11 protein-coding genes are annotated in these 17,359 nt (G+C 69.7%); 4 read left to right on the forward strand and 7 right to left on the reverse strand.

What is annotated here, in order from left to right; all coding sequences use genetic code 11:
• Positions 1–61 precede the first annotated feature (61 nt).
• Positions 62–5,002: an NAD-glutamate dehydrogenase gene (locus AAFF41_RS20255; RefSeq protein ID WP_319747467.1), complete on the reverse strand. Its 4,941-nt coding sequence runs from the start codon at positions 5,000–5,002 to the stop codon at positions 62–64.
• A gap of 690 nt (positions 5,003–5,692) precedes the next feature.
• On the opposite strand from AAFF41_RS20255, the gene AAFF41_RS20260 reads away from it, so the two are divergent.
• Positions 5,693–6,259 carry a DJ-1/PfpI family protein gene (locus tag AAFF41_RS20260; RefSeq protein WP_319747465.1) on the forward strand — a complete coding sequence of 189 codons (567 nt, stop codon included), beginning with the start codon at positions 5,693–5,695 and terminating at the stop codon, positions 6,257–6,259.
• 152 nt (positions 6,260–6,411) lie between these two features.
• Here the strand turns inward: AAFF41_RS20260 and AAFF41_RS20265 are convergent, their stop codons facing one another.
• A complete protein-coding gene (locus AAFF41_RS20265) occupies positions 6,412–7,083 on the reverse strand; it encodes an HAD family hydrolase (RefSeq protein WP_054229600.1) in 672 nt (223 codons plus the stop codon).
• Between the two features lie 46 nt (positions 7,084–7,129).
• Entirely contained in the window at positions 7,130–7,645 is a 516-nt protein-coding gene (locus AAFF41_RS20270; RefSeq protein WP_343324371.1) for a DUF6912 family protein, read from the reverse strand.
• Between the two features lie 370 nt (positions 7,646–8,015).
• On the opposite strand from AAFF41_RS20270, the gene AAFF41_RS20275 reads away from it, so the two are divergent.
• A complete protein-coding gene (locus tag AAFF41_RS20275) occupies positions 8,016–8,576 on the forward strand; it encodes an Rv3235 family protein (protein WP_343324372.1) in 561 nt (186 codons plus the stop codon).
• Between the two features lie 110 nt (positions 8,577–8,686).
• Here AAFF41_RS20275 and secA read toward each other — a convergent pair whose 3' ends face one another.
• A complete protein-coding gene (gene secA, locus AAFF41_RS20280) occupies positions 8,687–11,503 on the reverse strand; it encodes a preprotein translocase subunit SecA (RefSeq protein WP_075029013.1) in 2,817 nt (938 codons plus the stop codon).
• A gap of 244 nt (positions 11,504–11,747) precedes the next feature.
• On the opposite strand from secA, the gene AAFF41_RS20285 reads away from it, so the two are divergent.
• Positions 11,748–12,326, forward strand: a complete 579-nt coding sequence (locus AAFF41_RS20285) for a GNAT family N-acetyltransferase (RefSeq protein WP_319747460.1) — start codon at positions 11,748–11,750, stop codon at positions 12,324–12,326.
• Between the two features lie 752 nt (positions 12,327–13,078).
• Complete coding sequence (locus AAFF41_RS20290) at positions 13,079–14,254, forward strand: winged helix-turn-helix domain-containing protein (protein WP_319747458.1); 1,176 nt, start codon at positions 13,079–13,081, stop codon at positions 14,252–14,254.
• A 47-nt stretch (positions 14,255–14,301) separates the two neighbouring features.
• Here AAFF41_RS20290 and AAFF41_RS20295 read toward each other — a convergent pair whose 3' ends face one another.
• The 3 genes from AAFF41_RS20295 to AAFF41_RS20305 form a co-directional block, all read right to left on the reverse strand.
• The gene (locus AAFF41_RS20295; RefSeq protein ID WP_067380003.1) at positions 14,302–15,048 is read right to left on the reverse strand and encodes a response regulator; all 747 of its coding nucleotides are present in this window, start codon (positions 15,046–15,048) and stop codon (positions 14,302–14,304) included.
• Positions 15,049–15,254: 206 nt separating this feature from the next.
• Positions 15,255–15,947, reverse strand: a complete 693-nt coding sequence (hpf, locus tag AAFF41_RS20300) for a ribosome hibernation-promoting factor, HPF/YfiA family (RefSeq protein ID WP_371647066.1) — start codon at positions 15,945–15,947, stop codon at positions 15,255–15,257.
• A gap of 313 nt (positions 15,948–16,260) precedes the next feature.
• A complete protein-coding gene (locus AAFF41_RS20305; RefSeq protein ID WP_319747454.1) occupies positions 16,261–17,211 on the reverse strand; it encodes a ComF family protein in 951 nt (316 codons plus the stop codon).
• Positions 17,212–17,359 lie beyond the last annotated feature (148 nt).

Consider the following 17,359-nt stretch of genomic DNA (forward strand, 5'->3'; position numbering starts at 1 on the left):
AGCGCACCCAGGAGGTGACCTACGCGTGGGTCACCTCGACCCACGCGCGCGTCACCGCGATCTACGAGTGCGTCCGCAGCAGCGTCCGCATCGTGCGCATCGCCACCGACAGGTTCGCCAGATCGAACGAGTCCGAGGTCTGGATCTCCTCCAGGGTGGTGCGGGCGCGGCCCAGGATCGCCGCGTTCTTCTCCTCCCAGGCCTTGAAGCGCTGCTCCGGGGTCGAGGTGCCGTTGCCGACGGCGAGCACGTCCGCGGTGAGCGCCGCGTGGGCCGCGTACAGGTCCTCGCGGATCGAGGCGCGGGCCATGGACTGCCAGCGGTCGGCACGCGGGAGCTCGATGATGCGGTCCATGAGCTGGGTGATGTTCAGGCGGTCGGCGAGGTCGTAGTAGACCTCGGCGACGGACATCGGGTTCTTGCCGGTGCGGTCGGCCACCGCGACGATGTCCAGCGTCGGGAAGGCCGAGGAGAACCCGGCCACGTGCGTGGCCAGCTCCTCGGGGACGCCGGCGCCCGTCAGCTCCTCGAAGATCTGCTGGTACCACTCCAGGTCCGCACCGCGCAGCAGCTTGGGCAGCTCGCCCCAGACCTGCGCGACCCCCTCGCGGAAGAAGGAGATGTTCTCGGCGAGCTGGAGCGGCTGCGGCCGGTTGTTGAGCAGCCAGCGCGTGCCCCGCTCGACGAGACGGCGCGAGTGCAGCCGGATCCTGGTCTGGACGTCGGCGGCGACGACATTGTCGAGCGCCTCCACCGCGTCCCACACCTTGCTCGACTCGAAGATCGCGCGGGCCGCGGTCTGCGCCCGGACGATCTCCTCCAGGGACGCGCCCGTCTCCTCACGGAGGCGGTGCAGGAAGCTCGTACCACCCGTGTTGACCGTGTCGTTGACCAGGACGGTCGTCACGATCTCACGGCGCAGCGCGTGCGCCTCGATCTGCTCGCGGAACTTCTCACGCAGCGCGGTGGGGAAGTACGCGAACAGCAGGCTCTGCAGATACGGGTCGTCCGGCAGCGAGGTGGCGAGCAGCTCGTCGGAGACCGTGATCTTCGTGTACGCGAGGAGCACGGCCGTCTCCGGACCGGTCAAACCCTGCCCGGAGTTGAGCCGCTCACGGATCTGCCGCTCGTTGGGCAGGAACTCCAGCGCCCGGTCGAGGTGGCCCTCCCTGACCAGGAAGCGCAGGAAGCGCTGCTGGGCGTGGAGCATGCTCGGCGACTGGGCCAGCGCGTTGGCGATCGCCACGTTCTGCGCGTAGTTGTTGCGCAGGACCAGGGCGCCGACCTCGTCGGTCATCTCGGCGAGCAGCTTGTTGCGCTGCTTGACCGTCAGATCGCCGTTGCTCACGACCGCGTTGAGCAGGATCTTGATGTTCACCTCGTGGTCGGAGGTGTCCACGCCCGCGCTGTTGTCGATCGCGTCGGTGTTGATCTTGCCGCCGTGCTGCGCGAACTCGATCCGGCCCAGCTGGGTCAGACCGAGGTTGCCGCCCTCGCCGACGACCTTGACGCGCAGGTCGGCGCCGTCGACGCGGATGGCGTCGTTGGCCTTGTCGCCGACGTCCGCGTGGGACTCGGCGGACGACTTGACGTACGTACCGATGCCGCCGTTCCACAACAGGTCGACCGGCGCCCGCAGGATCGCCTTCATCAGGTCGGCCGGGGTCATCTTCATGACACCGGCCTCGATGCCGAGCGCCTCGCGGACGTGCGCGTTGACCGGGATCGCCTTCGCGGTCCGCGGGAAGACCCCGCCGCCGGCCGAGATCAGCTCGGTGTTGTAGTCGGCCCAGGACGAGCGCGGCAGCTCGAAGAGGCGCCGCCGCTCGGCGTACGAGGTCTCCGCGTCCGGGGTCGGGTCGAGGAAGATGTGCCGGTGGTCGAAGGCGGCGACCACGCGGATGTGCTCGGAGAGCAGCATGCCGTTGCCGAACACGTCACCGGACATGTCACCGACGCCGACGACGGTGAAGTCCTCGGTCTGGGTGTTGACGCCCAGCTCCCGGAAGTGCCGCTTCACGGACTCCCAGGCACCGCGCGCGGTGATGCCCATCTTCTTGTGGTCGTATCCGGCCGAGCCGCCGGAGGCGAAGGCGTCCCCGAGCCAGAAGTTGTAGCTCTCGGCGACCTCGTTGGCGATGTCGGAGAAGGTCGCGGTGCCCTTGTCGGCGGCGACGACGAGATAGGTGTCCTCCCCGTCGTGCCGGACCACGTCCACCGGGGGCACGACCGCACCGGCGACCAGGTTGTCGGTGATGTCGAGCAGCGCCGAGATGAAGGTCCGGTAGCTGCGGATGCCCTCCGCGAGCCAGGCGTCGCGGTCCACGGACGGGTCGGGCAGCTGCTTGGCGACGAAGCCGCCCTTGGCGCCGACGGGCACGATGACGGTGTTCTTCACCATCTGCGCCTTGACCAGGCCCAGGATCTCCGTCCGGAAGTCCTCACGCCGGTCGGACCAGCGCAGACCACCGCGCGCGACCTTGCCGAAGCGCAGGTGCACGCCCTCCACCTTCGGCGAGTACACCCAGATCTCGTACGCCGGTCGCGGCGCCGGCAGGTCCGGAATGGCCTGCGGGTCGAACTTCATGGAGACGTACTCGTGCGGCTTGCCGCCCAGCGCCTCCTGGAAGAAGTTGGTGCGCAGGGTCGCCTTGATGAGGGTGAGGAAGGAGCGCAGGATCCGGTCCTCGTCCAGGCTGGCCACCTGGTCGAGAGCGGCGTCCAGCTCCTCCATCAGCGCGTCGGTCAGCTCGACACCCGCGTGCTGGCGCTCCGGCGACATCCGCGCCTCGAAGAGCGAGACCAGCAGCCGGGTGGTGTGGACATTGTTTCGGAGGGTGTCCTCCATGTAGTCCTGGCTGAAGGTGGAGCCCGCCTGGCGCAGGTACTTGGCGTACGCGCGCAGCACCATCGCCTGCCGCCAGGACAGCCCGGCGCTCAGCACGAGGGCGTTGAAGCCGTCGTTCTCGGCCTCGCCGGTCCAGGTGGCGGCGAAGGCCTCCTGGAAGCGCTCACGGCCGTCGTCGCCGAGGTAGTCGCCGTTGCCGTTCAGGGACTTGGGCAGGCGCAGCCCGAAGTCGTAGATCCAGGCCGTCGTACGGTCCGAGCAGCGCAGCTCGTACGGGCGCTCGTCGGTGACCTCGACGCCCATGCGGTTGAGGGCCGGCAGGACCGCCGAGAGGGAGACCTGCTCGCCGGTGCGGTAGATCTTGAAGCGACGCTCGCCGGGACCGGCGCCGACCGGCTCGTACAGGCTGAGCGCGAAGTCCTTGCTGCGGTCGCGGGCGAGCTTCTCCAGGTGGACCAGGTCGGCGACCGCGGCACGCGGGGTGTGGTCGGCCTTGTAGCCCTCGGGGAAGGCGCTGCCGTAGCGGCGCAGCAGCTCGGCCGCGCGCTCCTCGCCGCACTCGGCGTTCAGCGCCTCGGCGAAACCGTCGGCCCAGGAGCGGGCGGCCTCGACGAGCCGCACCTCGAGCCTGTCCTTGTCGGCGTCGCTGAGCTGTGTCAGTTCGGTGCCCTGCGGGACCCGGACCACGAAGTGCAGTCGGGAGAGGATCGACTCGGTGTTCCAGGCGGTGAAGTCGACGCTGGTGCCGTTCAGCTCCTCCTTCAGGATGTCGATGATCCTGAGGCGCACCCCGGTGGTGTAGCGGTCGCGCGGGAGGTAGACGAGGGCCGAGTAGTAGCGGCCGTACTCGTCCTGGCGCAGGTAGAGGCGCAACCGGCGCCGTTCCTGGAGGTAGAGGACGCTGGTGACGATCGAACGCAGCTCGTCGGCGGGCGTCTGGAAGAGCTCGTCGCGGGGGTAGGTCTCCAGGATCTGGAGCAGGTCGCGCCCGTCGTGGCTGTTGGGCGAGAAGCCCGCGCCCTTGAGGACCTCCTCGACCTTGCGGCGGACCACGGGGACACGGCGCACGGACTCGGTGTACGCGGCCGAGGAGAACAGGCCCAGGAAGCGCCGCTCGCCGACGACGTTGCCCTCGGCGTCGAACTTCTTCACACCGATGTAGTCGAGGTAGGACGGCCGGTGCACGGTGGCGCGGCTGTTGGCCTTGGTGAGGACGAGCAGCTTGTGCTCACGGGCCTTGGCGCGGGCGTCGGCGGGCAGCCGCTCGAAGGACGGGCTGACCGGGTGACTGTCGTCACCGCCGTGCTGCGGGTCGGAGCGCAGGATGCCGAGTCCGGTGCCGGGGACGGCGGCCAGCGAGTCGTCGTCGCGCAGCTCGTACTCGCGGAACCCCAGGAAGGTGAAGTGGTCGTCCGAGAGCCAGCGCAGCAGCTCACGGGCCTCCTCGACCTCCTGGTCGCGCAGGTCGTCGGCGGTCGGCTCGGTAGGCAGTTCCTCGGCGATGCGCAGCGCGGCGTCACGCATCTTCTCCCAGTCCTCGACGGCCTCGCGGACGTCGGACAGGACGCGCAGCAGATCGGCGGTGATCTGCTTCAGGTCGGCGCGGTCGGTCTCACGGTCGATCTCGACGTGGATCCAGGACTCGACGTGCGCGTCGTGCGGCAGTCCCTCGATGGTGGGGCGGTCGGGCAGCACCTCGATGAGTTCGCCGGTCAGATCGCGCCGTACGACGAACTGCGGGTGGATGACGACGTGGATGCCGCGGCTCTGGCGGGACAGCTCGTTGGTGACCGAGTCGACGAGGAAGGGCATGTCGTCGGTCACGACCTCGACGACGGAGTGGCTGCAGGTCCAGCCGTTCTCCTCGACGGTGGGCGTGTGCACTCGGACGTTGGCCGTGCCCTGGGGGCGGTTCTCGGCCAGTCGGTAGTGGGAGAAGGCGGCTCCGAAGACATCGACCGGGTCGCGGTCGGTCAGGTCCTCCGGTGCGGTGTGCAGGTAGTAGCGCTGGAGGAACGCGAGCACGGTGTCCTTGTCCGGAGTGCCCTCGCTCGTCGTCCCAGTCGGTAGGTGCCCCCCGACCGGGCTGTTCTCAGCTACCCGGGCAGCCCTCTCGAGCAGCTCGGCCTTGGCTTCGTCCAGCTTGGTCTGCATTGTCCTCTGGCTCCTGTCGCGCGCCGTTGCGTGACGTAGAAGGAAGTACGGTCTCTTCTCCGACGTAACGCCGTGACGCGGGGTGTCCGGTCTGGTCCGACGCTATGCCGCATGGAGAGATGAGTGGGGGGGTATCGGCCATTCTCGGCGCCCTCGGCGACTGTGACGCTGATCTCTGCGTCGTCCGTCCCCGGGGTGTCCGCGGCCTACGGAGAACGCTCGCGATTCCGCTTGCGCCCGCGTTTCCGCTGGTGCTTGCCGCGGTCGCCGCTCCGTCCCGCCCATGAAGATCAGCGATCGCCGCCCGGTCACGGATGTCGTCCGTGCGCTCCGGGCGCGAGGCAGGGGCAACTGGGCCCCCGCGAGATATCGCGCTGATCACGCCACCAGGCTATCGCTCCCTACCCGGGGCCCGTCATGAGCCGTATGTGTACAAAACCGGGGGTGGAACTTTGACAGTATGCACAGGGACGAAAGGGACGGGAACGTGCAGTCCTCCGGTAACCCTCTCCTGCGGCACCACGTTGACGAGGACGGTGGGGCAGAGGCGGAATAGAGCTGGGGCCCGCTGAAGTCCTTCTGAAGTCCCGTTGGGACCCGCTGGGGCCACCGGGGTCCGGCTGGGGCTCCTGGGACCCACCAGGCCCGCTGAAGCTCCACCGAAGCTCCACCGAAGGGAGCGGCACCGACATGACACCGAAGATCCTGATGGTCACCGGCGACGCGGCGGAATCACTGGAGGTCCTGTACCCCTACCAGCGCCTGCGCGAGGAGGGCTACGAGGTCCATATCGCGGCCCCCACCCGCAAGCAGCTCCGCTTCGTGGTCCACGACTTCGAACCCGGTTTCGACACGTACACGGAGAAGCCCGGCTACACCTGGCCCGCCGACCTCGCGTTCTCCGAGGTCGACCCCGGCCAGTACGCCGCCCTGGTGATCCCGGGCGGCCGCGCGCCCGAGTACCTCCGCAACGACCCCGAACTCCGCAAGATCCTCAAGTCCTTCTTCGACGCCGACAAGCCCGTGGCCCAGATCTGCCACGGCCCGCTCCTCACGGCCGCCGCCGACGCCCTGAGCGGCCGCCGCGTCACCGCGTACCCGGCACTGGAACTGGACATGCAGGCCGCCGGAGCGACCTTCCAGGACGCGGAGGCGGTGGTCGACGGCACCCTCGTGTCCGCCCGCGCCTGGCCGGACCACCCGGCCTGGATGCGCGAGTTCCTCAAGGTACTGAGGGCGAAGGCACCGGTGGGCTGAACGGCTCGGGGGCGGTGACGCGGGGGGGCGGCCGGGTACGCGGCTCGGCACCGGCGAGATCTGAGCCGGGTACGCGGCTGCCCCGCCGGCGAGGGGCGCCGCACACCCCGGGCGCCGCCGCACACCCCGCGCAGCGAGCGCGGACGGCAGGCCTACGCCGCCATCAGTCGCTCGGCCTCCTCGACCGCCTCCTCCAGGCTGTCCACCACGGGCACGCCGACCCCTTCGAGGCTCGCGCGACTGTGCGAACCGCCGGTGTAGAGCACGGCGCGCGCCCCCACGTGCAGCGCGGCCACCGCGTCGTCGGCGGCGTCCCCGATCACCACCGTGCGCTCCGGGTCCACGCCGGCGAGCGAGCCTATGTGGCGCACCATGTGCTCGGCCTTGCTGCCGCCGGACGGCCCGACCCGCCCCTCCACGCGCACGAAGTGCGGCTCGATCCCGAACCCCCTGACCAGCGGCACCAGTTCCTCGTGCACATACATGCTCAACAGCGACTGGCTGCGCCCCGCCGACCGCCAGTCCGCGAGCAAGGTCGACGCCCCCTCGGTGAGCTCGCACGTCACGCGGTGCTCCGCGTAGTACCGATGAAAGGTGTCGTCCATGACCTCCCACTCGGCATCGGTCGGCAGCCGCCCCATCAGCCGCTCGTAGAACTTCGGCACCGGCACGCAGTACAACTCCCGGTACCGCTCGAGCGTGAGCGGCTCCAACCCCAACTCGGCGAACGCCGCGTTCGTCGCTCCGATGATCGCGGCGTTGTCGTGGAACAGCGTCCCGTTCCAGTCCCACACGATGTGCGCTGCTGCGCCCTGCTTCCCCATACCAAGAAACTACCCGCCCGCGCTGACAACGCCCCTCGGCGCAGGCTCAGTCCTCCAGCCCCACCAGGTTGGGGATCTCCTGCGTCGCGAACCACAACAACTCGTGGTCCTCGGCCCCGTCCACGATGAACTGCGCGTCGTCGTCCCCGTGATCGGCCGCCCCGAGCGCGTCCACGGCGGCCGAGACGTCCTCCCCGGCGTCATCGGCGTCCACGTGCACCGCGGCCGCCTTGGACAGGGCCACGGGCCCCGACACCCGCACCTCACCGAGCGCCACCGGATCGAGTCCCCGGTCGGGATCGGCGACCGCGGCCCGGTCGGGAACGTCGACCGCGACGACCACCCGCCGCCGCACGGCCCCCGGCTCCCCCGTGAGCAGCCGCAGCGAAGCCAGCGCGGCCCGGTTCAGCGCCGCGTACTCGAGTTCCTCGATGTCGTCGGAGAGGTACCACTCGCGCAACGCGGGCGTGACGGCGTACGCGACGACCGGTCCCGCCGCCAGCTCCCCCGTCTTGTACGCCTCGGCGAGACCGGAGAGGGTCAGGGGGACGTAGACGCGCATGGCTGGCCGCTTTCGTAGTCGGGAGGGTTCCCGGGTCGGAGGGCTCCCGGAAGGGCGGTCCCGCGCCTCCCGGGAAGGCCTTCAGGATACGTGCGGGCGTCCCCTTTCGGGTCCCGGTCCCTCCCCCGTACGGTGTCCACCCCCGGCCCGCGATTCACCCGGAACATCCCTTCCCCGCCGGGCCTCCCACCCCTCCCGCTCACTCTGATAGGTGAACCTTCCTGCCGCCGCGGCGCGCACCCGGCGTCCTTGCGGGGACCGGCTCCCGCCTCGTAGAAGATCCCCAACACGAAGTTACCGCCCGGTATCGGCCGGTCGCGGCCGAGCGGGCCGACGCCGAACGGGGACGACGCATGAACGGGGACGACGCATGAACAAGGTGATGACCAGGACGAAGCGCCGCCCGGGCACCCGCCCACCCGGCCGCCACGACACCCGGCGCCCCGGCACCACCCCACCGCGCACCCCGGGCGCGGGCGCACCCCGCCCGGCCCCGGGAGACAGCCCACCGCAGGCGCCCCCGGAGGAGGCCGCATCCCGCGCCCTCCTCCTGTCCCCGCGGCCGTCGCCGCCGTCCTCACCGCCGCCGCAGCCCCGCCCCACCGACCTCTTCGCCGACCGCCTCCTCGCCGTGCTCAGCGGCCGACGCCCCGTCCACTGCATGCTGCGCCACACCGCGGGCCGGGCCTACGACGAGCTGGCCTGGCTCGCCGAACGCGGCCCCCTGCGCACCCGCGGCACCCGCCCGGTCGTCCGCGACATCGGCTACTACGTGCCACGGCCCGGCGCGATCGAGGCCTTCGCCCGCATCGGCGCGGGCGACCGGCTCCGCGCGATGGCCTTCCGCCTGGAACAGGGCCCCGACCTCCGCTGGCGCTGCACGGCGGTGGAACTGGGCGGCCCCCGCATGCCCCGCCCGGACGACGACTGAGCAGCCCCTGGGTCCCTGAACCCCACTGACCAACGTGAAGGGCCGGACACCCACAGGTGCCCGGCCCTTCACCGCTTCTCCGCGCTCATCGGCTCTCGCGAACCGATCGGTCACTTCTTGCGGCGCCGCCCGTTGCTCTTCTGCTGCTTGCGGCGCTCCGCGCGCGTGAGGCCGTCCGCCTCGGAACGCACGGGCTCGTCGTCGTCGTTGGCGAAGTCGCCCTCGACGATGCCGCCCTCACCGTCCACGGTCGGCGCGGAGAAGTGCAGCCGGTCGGGACGCTGCGGGGCGTCGAGCCCCTTGGCGCGAATCTCGGGACGCGCACCCGCGGGCACGACGTCCTCCCTCTTCTCCAACGACGGCGCGGCGTCCTCGACCGGAACCTCCTCGACCTGCTGCTCGACCTGAACCTCCAGGTTGAACAGGTAGCCGACGGACTCCTCCTTGATGCCGTCCATCATGGCGGAGAACATGTCGAAGCCCTCGCGCTGGTACTCGACCAGCGGGTCCTTCTGCGCCATGGCGCGCAGGCCGATGCCCTCCTGGAGATAGTCCATCTCGTAGAGGTGCTCGCGCCACTTGCGGTCGAGGACCGACAGGACGACCCGCCGCTCCAGCTCCCGCATGATCTCGGAGCCGAGCTGCTCCTCACGGGCCGCGTACTGCTCGTGGATGTCGTCCTTGATGGACTCGGAGATGAACTCGGCGGTCAGACCGGCACGGTCGCCGGCCGCCTCCTCCAGCTCGTCGACGGTGACCTTCACCGGGTAGAGCTGCTTGAAGGCGCCCCACAGCCGGTCCAGGTCCCACTCCTCGGCGAAGCCCTCGGCGGTCTCGGCCGCGATGTAGGCGTCGATCGTGTCGTCCATGAAGTGCTGGATCTGCTCCTGGAGGTCCTCGCCCTCCAGGACACGGCGGCGCTCGCCGTAGATGACCTCACGCTGCCGGTTGAGCACCTCGTCGTACTTCAGAACGTTCTTGCGCGTCTCGAAGTTCTGCTGCTCGACCTGCGACTGGGCGGAGGCGATCGCGCGCGTGACCATCTTGTTCTCGATCGGCACGTCGTCCGGCACGTTGGCCATCGACATCACGCGCTCGACCATCTGGGCCTTGAACAGGCGCATCAGGTCGTCACCGAGCGACAGGTAGAAGCGGGACTCGCCCGGGTCGCCCTGACGGCCGGAACGACCGCGCAGCTGGTTGTCGATACGACGCGACTCGTGGCGCTCGGTGCCCAGCACGTAGAGCCCGCCGAGCTCCTTGACCTCTTCGAACTCCGCCTTGACGGCCTGCTCGGCCTTCTCCAGGGCGGCGGGGAGGGCTGCGGCCCACTCCTCGATGTGCTCCTCGGGGTCGAGGCCCCGCTGACGCAGCTCCGCCTCGGCGAGGTCATCGGGGTTGCCGCCGAGCTTGATGTCCGTGCCTCGACCGGCCATGTTCGTGGCGACGGTCACAGCGCCCCGGCGGCCCGCCTGGGCGATGATCGGGGCCTCACGGTCGTGCTGCTTCGCGTTCAGCACCTCGTGCTGGATGCCCCGCTTCGAGAGCTGCTGCGAAAGGTACTCGGACTTCTCGACCGACGTCGTACCGACGAGGATCGGCTGGCCCTTCTCGTGCTTCTCGGCGATGTCGTCGACCACCGCGTCGAACTTGGCGACCTCGGTGCGGTAGATCAGGTCCGACTGGTCCTTGCGGACCATCGGCTTGTTGGTCGGGATCGGGACGACGCCGAGCTTGTAGATCTGGTGGAACTCGGCGGCCTCGGTCATCGCCGTACCGGTCATGCCGGAGAGCTTGCCGTAGAGGCGGAAGAAGTTCTGCAGGGTGATCGTGGCGAGCGTCTGGTTCTCGTCCTTGATGTCCACCCCTTCCTTCGCCTCGATCGCCTGGTGCATGCCCTCGTTGTAGCGGCGGCCGGCGAGGATACGGCCGGTGTGCTCGTCGACGATCATGACTTCGCCGTCGATGACGACGTAGTCCTTGTCCTTCTTGAAGAGCTCCTTGGCCTTGATGGCGTTGTTCAGGTAGCCCACCAGCGGCGTGTTCACCGACTCGTACAGGTTGTCGATGCCCAGCCAGTCCTCGACCTTGGAGACGCCGGGCTCGTGGATGGCGACGGTGCGCTTCTTCTCGTCGACCTCGTAGTCCCCGGTCTCCTCGAGGCCCTTGAGGGGGTTGCCGGCCTCGCCCTTCTTCAGCCGGGTGACCAGCTTGGCGAAGTCCCCGTACCACTTGGTGGCCTGGTCGGCCGGCCCGGAGATGATGAGCGGCGTACGGGCCTCGTCGACGAGGATGGAGTCGACCTCGTCGACGATCGCGAAGTTGTGGCCCCGCTGGACGAGTTCGTCCTGCGACCAGGCCATGTTGTCGCGCAGGTAGTCGAAGCCGAACTCGTTGTTCGTGCCGTACGTGATGTCGCACGCGTACTGCTCACGGCGCTGGGCCGGCGTCATGTTGGCGAGGATGCAGCCGACGGTCAGGCCCAGGAACTTGTGGACGCGACCCATCATCTCGGAGTCGCGCTCGGCCAGATAGTCGTTGACCGTGATCAGGTGAACGCCGTCTCCGGAGAGGGCGTTCAGATACGCGGGCAGCGTGCCGACGAGGGTCTTGCCCTCGCCGGTCTTCATCTCCGCGACGTAGCCGAGGTGGAGCGCGGCGCCACCCATCATCTGCACGTCGTAGTGACGCTGTCCGAGGACACGCTTGGCGGCCTCACGCACGGTGGCGAAGGCCTCGGGGAGCAGGTCGTCCAGGCTCTCCCCATCCGCATACCGCTGCTTGTACTCATCAGTGAGGGCGCGCAGCTCGGCGTCGGAGAGGTCGACGAAGTCCTCTTCGATGGAGTTGACCTGGTCCGCGATGCGGTGCAGCTTGCGCAGGATCTTGCCTTCGCCTGCACGCATGATCTTCGAGAGGACGGACACGGGGGTTTGTCTCCTTGCCGGTCGGGCCTGGGACGGTCGGGTTCAATGTCAGATTCAAATCACAGCTTGAGCAACGGCCATCGTAAGCGAGGACCCCACCGCGCCGGGAGGTCTGCCAGTGACAGCCACTAGGACAACGGACAGGGGTTGCGGAAGGTGCCGCGTCCGCGCTGCGAAAAGTAACCGAACCGTCACTCGCCGCAAAGGAATGGCGCCCTTTCGGTGGTCCTAGCAGAATCGGCCGATGGACCCCGTCACGCTGACCACCGACCGGCTGCTCCTACGCGCCGTGGACTCACACGACACCGACTCGGTGTACGAAGCCGTCCAGGACCCCGACATCCAGCGCTGGACCACGATCCCCTCCCCCTATCTCCGCGAGCACGCGACGGGCTTCACGGACCAGATAGTGCCGGAGGGCTGGGCGGACGGCTCCATGTTCACCTTCGGTGCCTTCCTCCTGTCGGGGGACCTGGCGGGCATGCTCTCCATCAGCATGCGTTCCCTGGGCGTCGGCGAGGTCGGCTTCTGGGCGGCCAAGAAGCACCGCGGCAACGGCTACATCACCGAGGCCACCCTCACCGCCGCCCGCTGGGCCTTCACCAGCCTCGCCGTCGACCGCCTGGAATGGCGCGCCGAGGTCGGCAACAAGGGCTCCCGCGCGGTCGCAGAACGCGCCGGCTTCACGCTGGAAGGCACCCTCCGCTCCGCCCTCAACAACAAGGGCGTACGCCGAGACTGCTGGATCGGCTCCCTACTCCCCTCAGACCTGGGCCTGCCCTCAACGGCCCCGTACCTGCCCGCCCCACCCTTCACCCCGTAGCTCCCCAGGAGGCTGCACGGCATAGCGGCCCCGCGGGGGCGGGCGCACTGGCCCTGGCGGGAGCTGGGGTAAGGCGAAGCCCGGCGGTTCGGTGCGAGGTCGGGGGCACAACCCTGGCGAGGTACCAGGCAGGAGCCCGGAGGCAGCCCTGGCAGGGTGCGCCGCGAAGCCCAGCAATGATCTGGTGCGACAGCCCCGCCCCAGTCCACGAAACACAGCCCCCGTCGGGATCCGGAGGCGAAGCCGCACGGGGTTCCAGGGATGCAGGGGCCCGGCCGGCGTGTAGGGGCGCAACCCCTCCAGGGTCCGGGCACGGGCCCTGCCGGGGTCCGGGGCCGGAGCCCGTGACGCGGTACAGAGGTGCGGCCCCGCCGAGGTGCGGGGCACAGCCTCGCCAGGGTCCGAGGTCGGAGCGCCTGGCGGGGTCCGGGGCGGAGCTCCGCCGGGGTGCAGGGGCGCAGCCCCACCGGGATCCAGGGCCGCAGCCCCTGACGGGATCCGAGGGCGCAGCCCCACCGGGGTGCAGGGGCGCAGCCCCACCGGGATCCAGGGCCGCAGTCCCCGACGGGATCCGAGGGCGCAGCCCCACCGGGATCCAGGGCCGGAGCCCCTGACGGGGTGCGGGGGCGGAGCCCCGCCGGGGGTCCGGGGGCGGAGCCCCGCCGGGGGTCCGGGGGCGGAGCCCCGGGATGGGTCGGGTAGGGGCGGCGGGGGCGAGTCCACTGTCAGTGGCACCGCCTACCGTGTGGGACATGACGAGCCTCCCGCGTCCCACCACCGAGCTCTCCGCCGAAGAAGCCCGCCGCATCGCCCTACGGGCCCAGGGCTTCCTGGGTGCCCCCGACCGCAGGGCCGGCGTCCGCGGAATCCTGCGACACCTCGGCGCGGTCCAGCTCGACACGATCTCCGTCCTGGCCCGCTCCCACGAGCTCATCCCGTACGCCCGCCTGGGCGCGGTGGGCCGCAAAACCGTCGACCAGGCCTACTGGACCGACACCCACGCCTTCGAGTACTGGTCCCACGCCGCCTGCATCCTCCCCGTGGAGGAATGGCCCCACTTCGCCTTCCGCCGCCGCGCCTACCGCTCCCGCCCGCACTGGAACCACGACCTGCCGGACGGCACCTACGACCAGGTCATCAAGCAGCTCCGCGCGGAAGGCCCCCTCACGGCCACGGAGTTGGGCGGCGCGAAGAAGACCAGCGAGTGGTGGGACTGGTCGGGCACCAAGGTGGCCGTGGAGCGCGCGCTGATGTACGGCGAGGTGGTGTGCACGGAGCGCCGCGGCTGGAAGCGCGTGTACGACCTCGCCGAGCGCGCCGTCCCCGAGGCCCTGCTCCATGACGAGCTGGACGACACGGAGTGCCTGCGCCGTCTGGTCGGCCTGGCCGGCAAGTCCCTGGGCGTCGGCACGCGCGCGGACATCGCCGACTATCACCGTCTCAAGGGCGAGCAGGTCGACGCGGTGATCGCGGACTCGGGCCTGGTCCCGGTGACGGTGGAGGGCTGGAGCAAGCCCGCGTGGGCGGACCCGGCGGCCCTGGAGACACCACCGCGCGGCCGCCACCGTACGACGCTGCTGTCCCCGTTCGACTCACTCATCTGGGAGCGGGCCCGCACGGAGCGGATCTTCGGCTTCACCCACCGCCTGGAGGCGTACACGCCCAAGCCGAAGCGGGTGTACGGCTACTTCGCGATGCCGGTCCTCGCCGGGGGCCGGCTCGTCGGCCGCGTGGACCCCGCCCGCGAGGGCCGCACCCTGGTCGCCAAACAGGTCACGCTGGACGGCGCCAAGGCGGTCCCTGCCGTGGCCCAGGCCCTCCTGGAGGCAGCGAGCTGGGTGGACTGCACAAACGTACGCGTGGAACGGGTGGACGCCCCGGACCTCCGCGAGCCCCTCACGAAGGAACTCACCCGCGCACTGGCCTGACCTGACCGGCCGGGCTGACTGGCCGACCTGACCAGCCTCACGCAGGCTCACCGGATCTCGAGGATCTTCTCCCGCATCGCGTAGACCACCGCCTCCATCCTGGAGTGCAGCTGCAGCTTCTCCAGGATGTTGCGCACATGGTTCTTCACGGTGTTCTCGGAGATGAACAACTCCTTGGCGATATCCCGGTTGTTCATCCCGGTCGCGACGAGCTTGAGAACCTCCAGCTCGCGATCCGTGAGCCGGGGCGCGGGCACGAGCCGGCGCTCGTCCGTCCGCTGAATCATCGACTTGAACTCGGTGAGAAGTTTCGACGCCATCGACGGGCTGATCTGCGACTGCCCGTCCGCCACCGCGCGAATGGCCGTGGCCACCTCGTCCGTGGAGATCTCCTTGAGGAGATAACCGGTAGCGCCCGCCTTGATCGCGTCGTAGAGATCGGCTTCCTCGTCGCTGATCGTCAGCATGATGATCTTCGCGCTCGGAGCCACCTCCTTGATGGAGGTGCACGCCTCGATGCCGCCCCGCTTCGGCATACGTACGTCCATCAGCACGATGTCGGGAAGCAGGTCGGCCGCCTTGTCGACCGCCTCCGCCCCGTCACCCGCCTCGCCGACGACCTGGATGTCCTCCTCGGCCGCGAGCACGATCTCCAGTCCGCGGCGGAAGAGGGCATGGTCGTCCACGACGAGGACCCGAATGGGCTCCTTGCGTGGAGAGCCCGCGTCCGGGCCCATGCCGACGACGCCGCCGTCGGCATCCCCGTCACGCATCGGTCCGAAGCTGTCCGCCATCGTTCCTCCCCCTGAAGGCCGTGGCCTGCGTTCCTGTGCCATTGCCAATCCGAGGCAACGACCCACCGGTTGGGGCCGGTTCGGCCATGATTCCATGCCCGGACGACAGTGGGGTGACAGAGCGGGTCGCGAAGTGGTCGCACACCGGTGCCCCTGGGGGCGCACGCGCGCTCCAGGGGCACCGGCTCAGCCGTCATCGGGGCGGATCAGCCGCCGAGCGCACCGCCCGGCGCGTCCGGTCCGGCCTGGGTGACCATGGGGTCCGTGCTGAGGTGGATGACGCCGTAGTCGTACGCGTGCCGCCGGTAGACGACACTGGGTTCCTTCGTCTCGGAGTCGACGAAGAGATAGAAGTCGTGCCCGACCAGCTCCATCTCATAGAGCGCCTGGTCGAGCGTCATCGGGGCGGCCACGTGGGTCTTCTCGCGAACGATGAGGGGGCCTTCGCCCATGACCTCGAGGGAGCCGATCTTCTTTGTCGGCACGCTGTCCGTGTCGTCCTCGTGGACGACGGCCCCGTTCCCGTTGAGCGTCGCGGCGCCGGGAACGTGGTCGGCGACCTCCGCGGCCGAGAGCCGGCCGTTGCCGCGGCGGGTGTAGCGCTTGTCGTGCTGCTTGCGCAGACGGGCTTCGAGTTTGTCCGCCGCCAGGTCGAGTGCCGCATACGGGTCACTCGCCGCCGCCTCCGCCCGGATCACCGGACCGCGGGAGTGGAGCGTGATCTCCACTCGGTCGCAACGGTCGGCCTGCCGGGGGTTGGGCTCCTTGGACACCTCCACGTCGAGGCTGATCACCTTGCCATCGAGCTTCTGGATCTTCTCCAGCTTCAGCTTCTCGGCCACGTGCTTGCGGAACCGCTCGGGCACCTCGGTCTTGCGGCCCTTGACGACGATGTCCACGCAGAACTCCGTTCCCGGATTGCTCCGCTGCACTGGCGGAGCATCTCCCTTTTGCACCAGGCCCCGGTGAGTGCCGGAACCTCGGACTTGGTGACTTTCACCTCCTCCTCCCCCATGGGCAAGATCTACACCCCATCGCTACGGGTGATTCAGAAACCCGCAGCACAGCATTCGGATGGGCGAGGTACGGCCTGCGCCATTGCCTCACAACCGAACATATCTCGCCCGGACGGATGTCGTCACCCTCTCCTGCGGTGTACCTCCGTTCAGGTGAATTGACCTGGTCATTACCTGCAACGATGGAAGTTCCCGGTCAGTTCCGGTTTCTTTCGAAAGAGTCCGGCGGGGCCGCGACCACAGCCGCGCAGATCATGTCGCCGACTCCGCTCGTACCCGCCATTCCCCAGGCTCCTTGTGTCCGGTCGGTATCCACTGTCGTTGCCTCGGTCATCCGTTCCCCCGTTGCTTCCCCCGCTTCCGCGACGCATGCATCGACGTCCACGTATGGATCAATCTCCGCCACCGCCGCCCGTACGGCACGGGCCGCCTCCGTCATCGAGGCGCCCGTCGTCATCAGGTCGTCCACAAGCACGACCCGGCCCCCGCTCGCCAACAGCCGGGCACCTCCGGCTGCCACCTCCAGGGCGCCCGCGAGATTGTCCAGTCGCTGCCGCGAGTTGAGCCCCGCCTGGTCGGCCACGGCGCGCCGCTGCCGCAGCACGGCCAGTACCCGGGCCGGTGTCCCCGTGCGCCGCAGCTCCCCCGCCGCCGCGAGCGCGATCCGCCGCGCCGGATCATGCCCGCGCGCCCGCACCGCCTGCCGCGAGGACGGCAGGGGAACAAGCAGCAGAGAACCCGTGCCGGAAATCGGCGCGCACCCCCGACCACCCCCGGGCCGCAATTGCCCGTTGCCACCCCTCAGGCGCCTGTCCCAGGCCGTGGGCAGCCCCTCCGGGACCGGGAGGCACAAGTGCCCCAGCCCTGCCCGTACAGCCCCCGCCAGGGCCGTCCCCAAAGGTCTCGCAAGTGTCAGTGCCCCCCGTTCCTTGTGAGCGAGGAGCGTCGCGCGCACCTCGTCCTCGTATGGCGCCGCCGCGTGCACCACCGGCAGCCCGGGCGGCTCCGGATCCGGTCGCACCCGGCGCGGCGCGGCCCCGCTCAGGGCGGCACGGCACTCCGGGCAGAGCACCGTGCGAGGCCTTCCGCAACCTCCGCACTCGGCCGGCAGCACCAGATCGGTGAGGTCCTGCCACCACCCCCGCATGCCCACCACTGTGCCAACGCGCGGGCCGACCGGCCACCCCTGTGGACAACCGCCTGTGGACAACTCCACGGCCATCACCCGTCCGGGGGACCCAGCGCGCAATGGCGGCCAGGTCCGCCCCGTACGACGGCCAGGTCCGCCGCGTACG

This window comes from Streptomyces mirabilis (genome assembly GCF_039503195.1).
In the GTDB taxonomy this organism is placed as follows: domain Bacteria; phylum Actinomycetota; class Actinomycetes; order Streptomycetales; family Streptomycetaceae; genus Streptomyces; species Streptomyces mirabilis_D.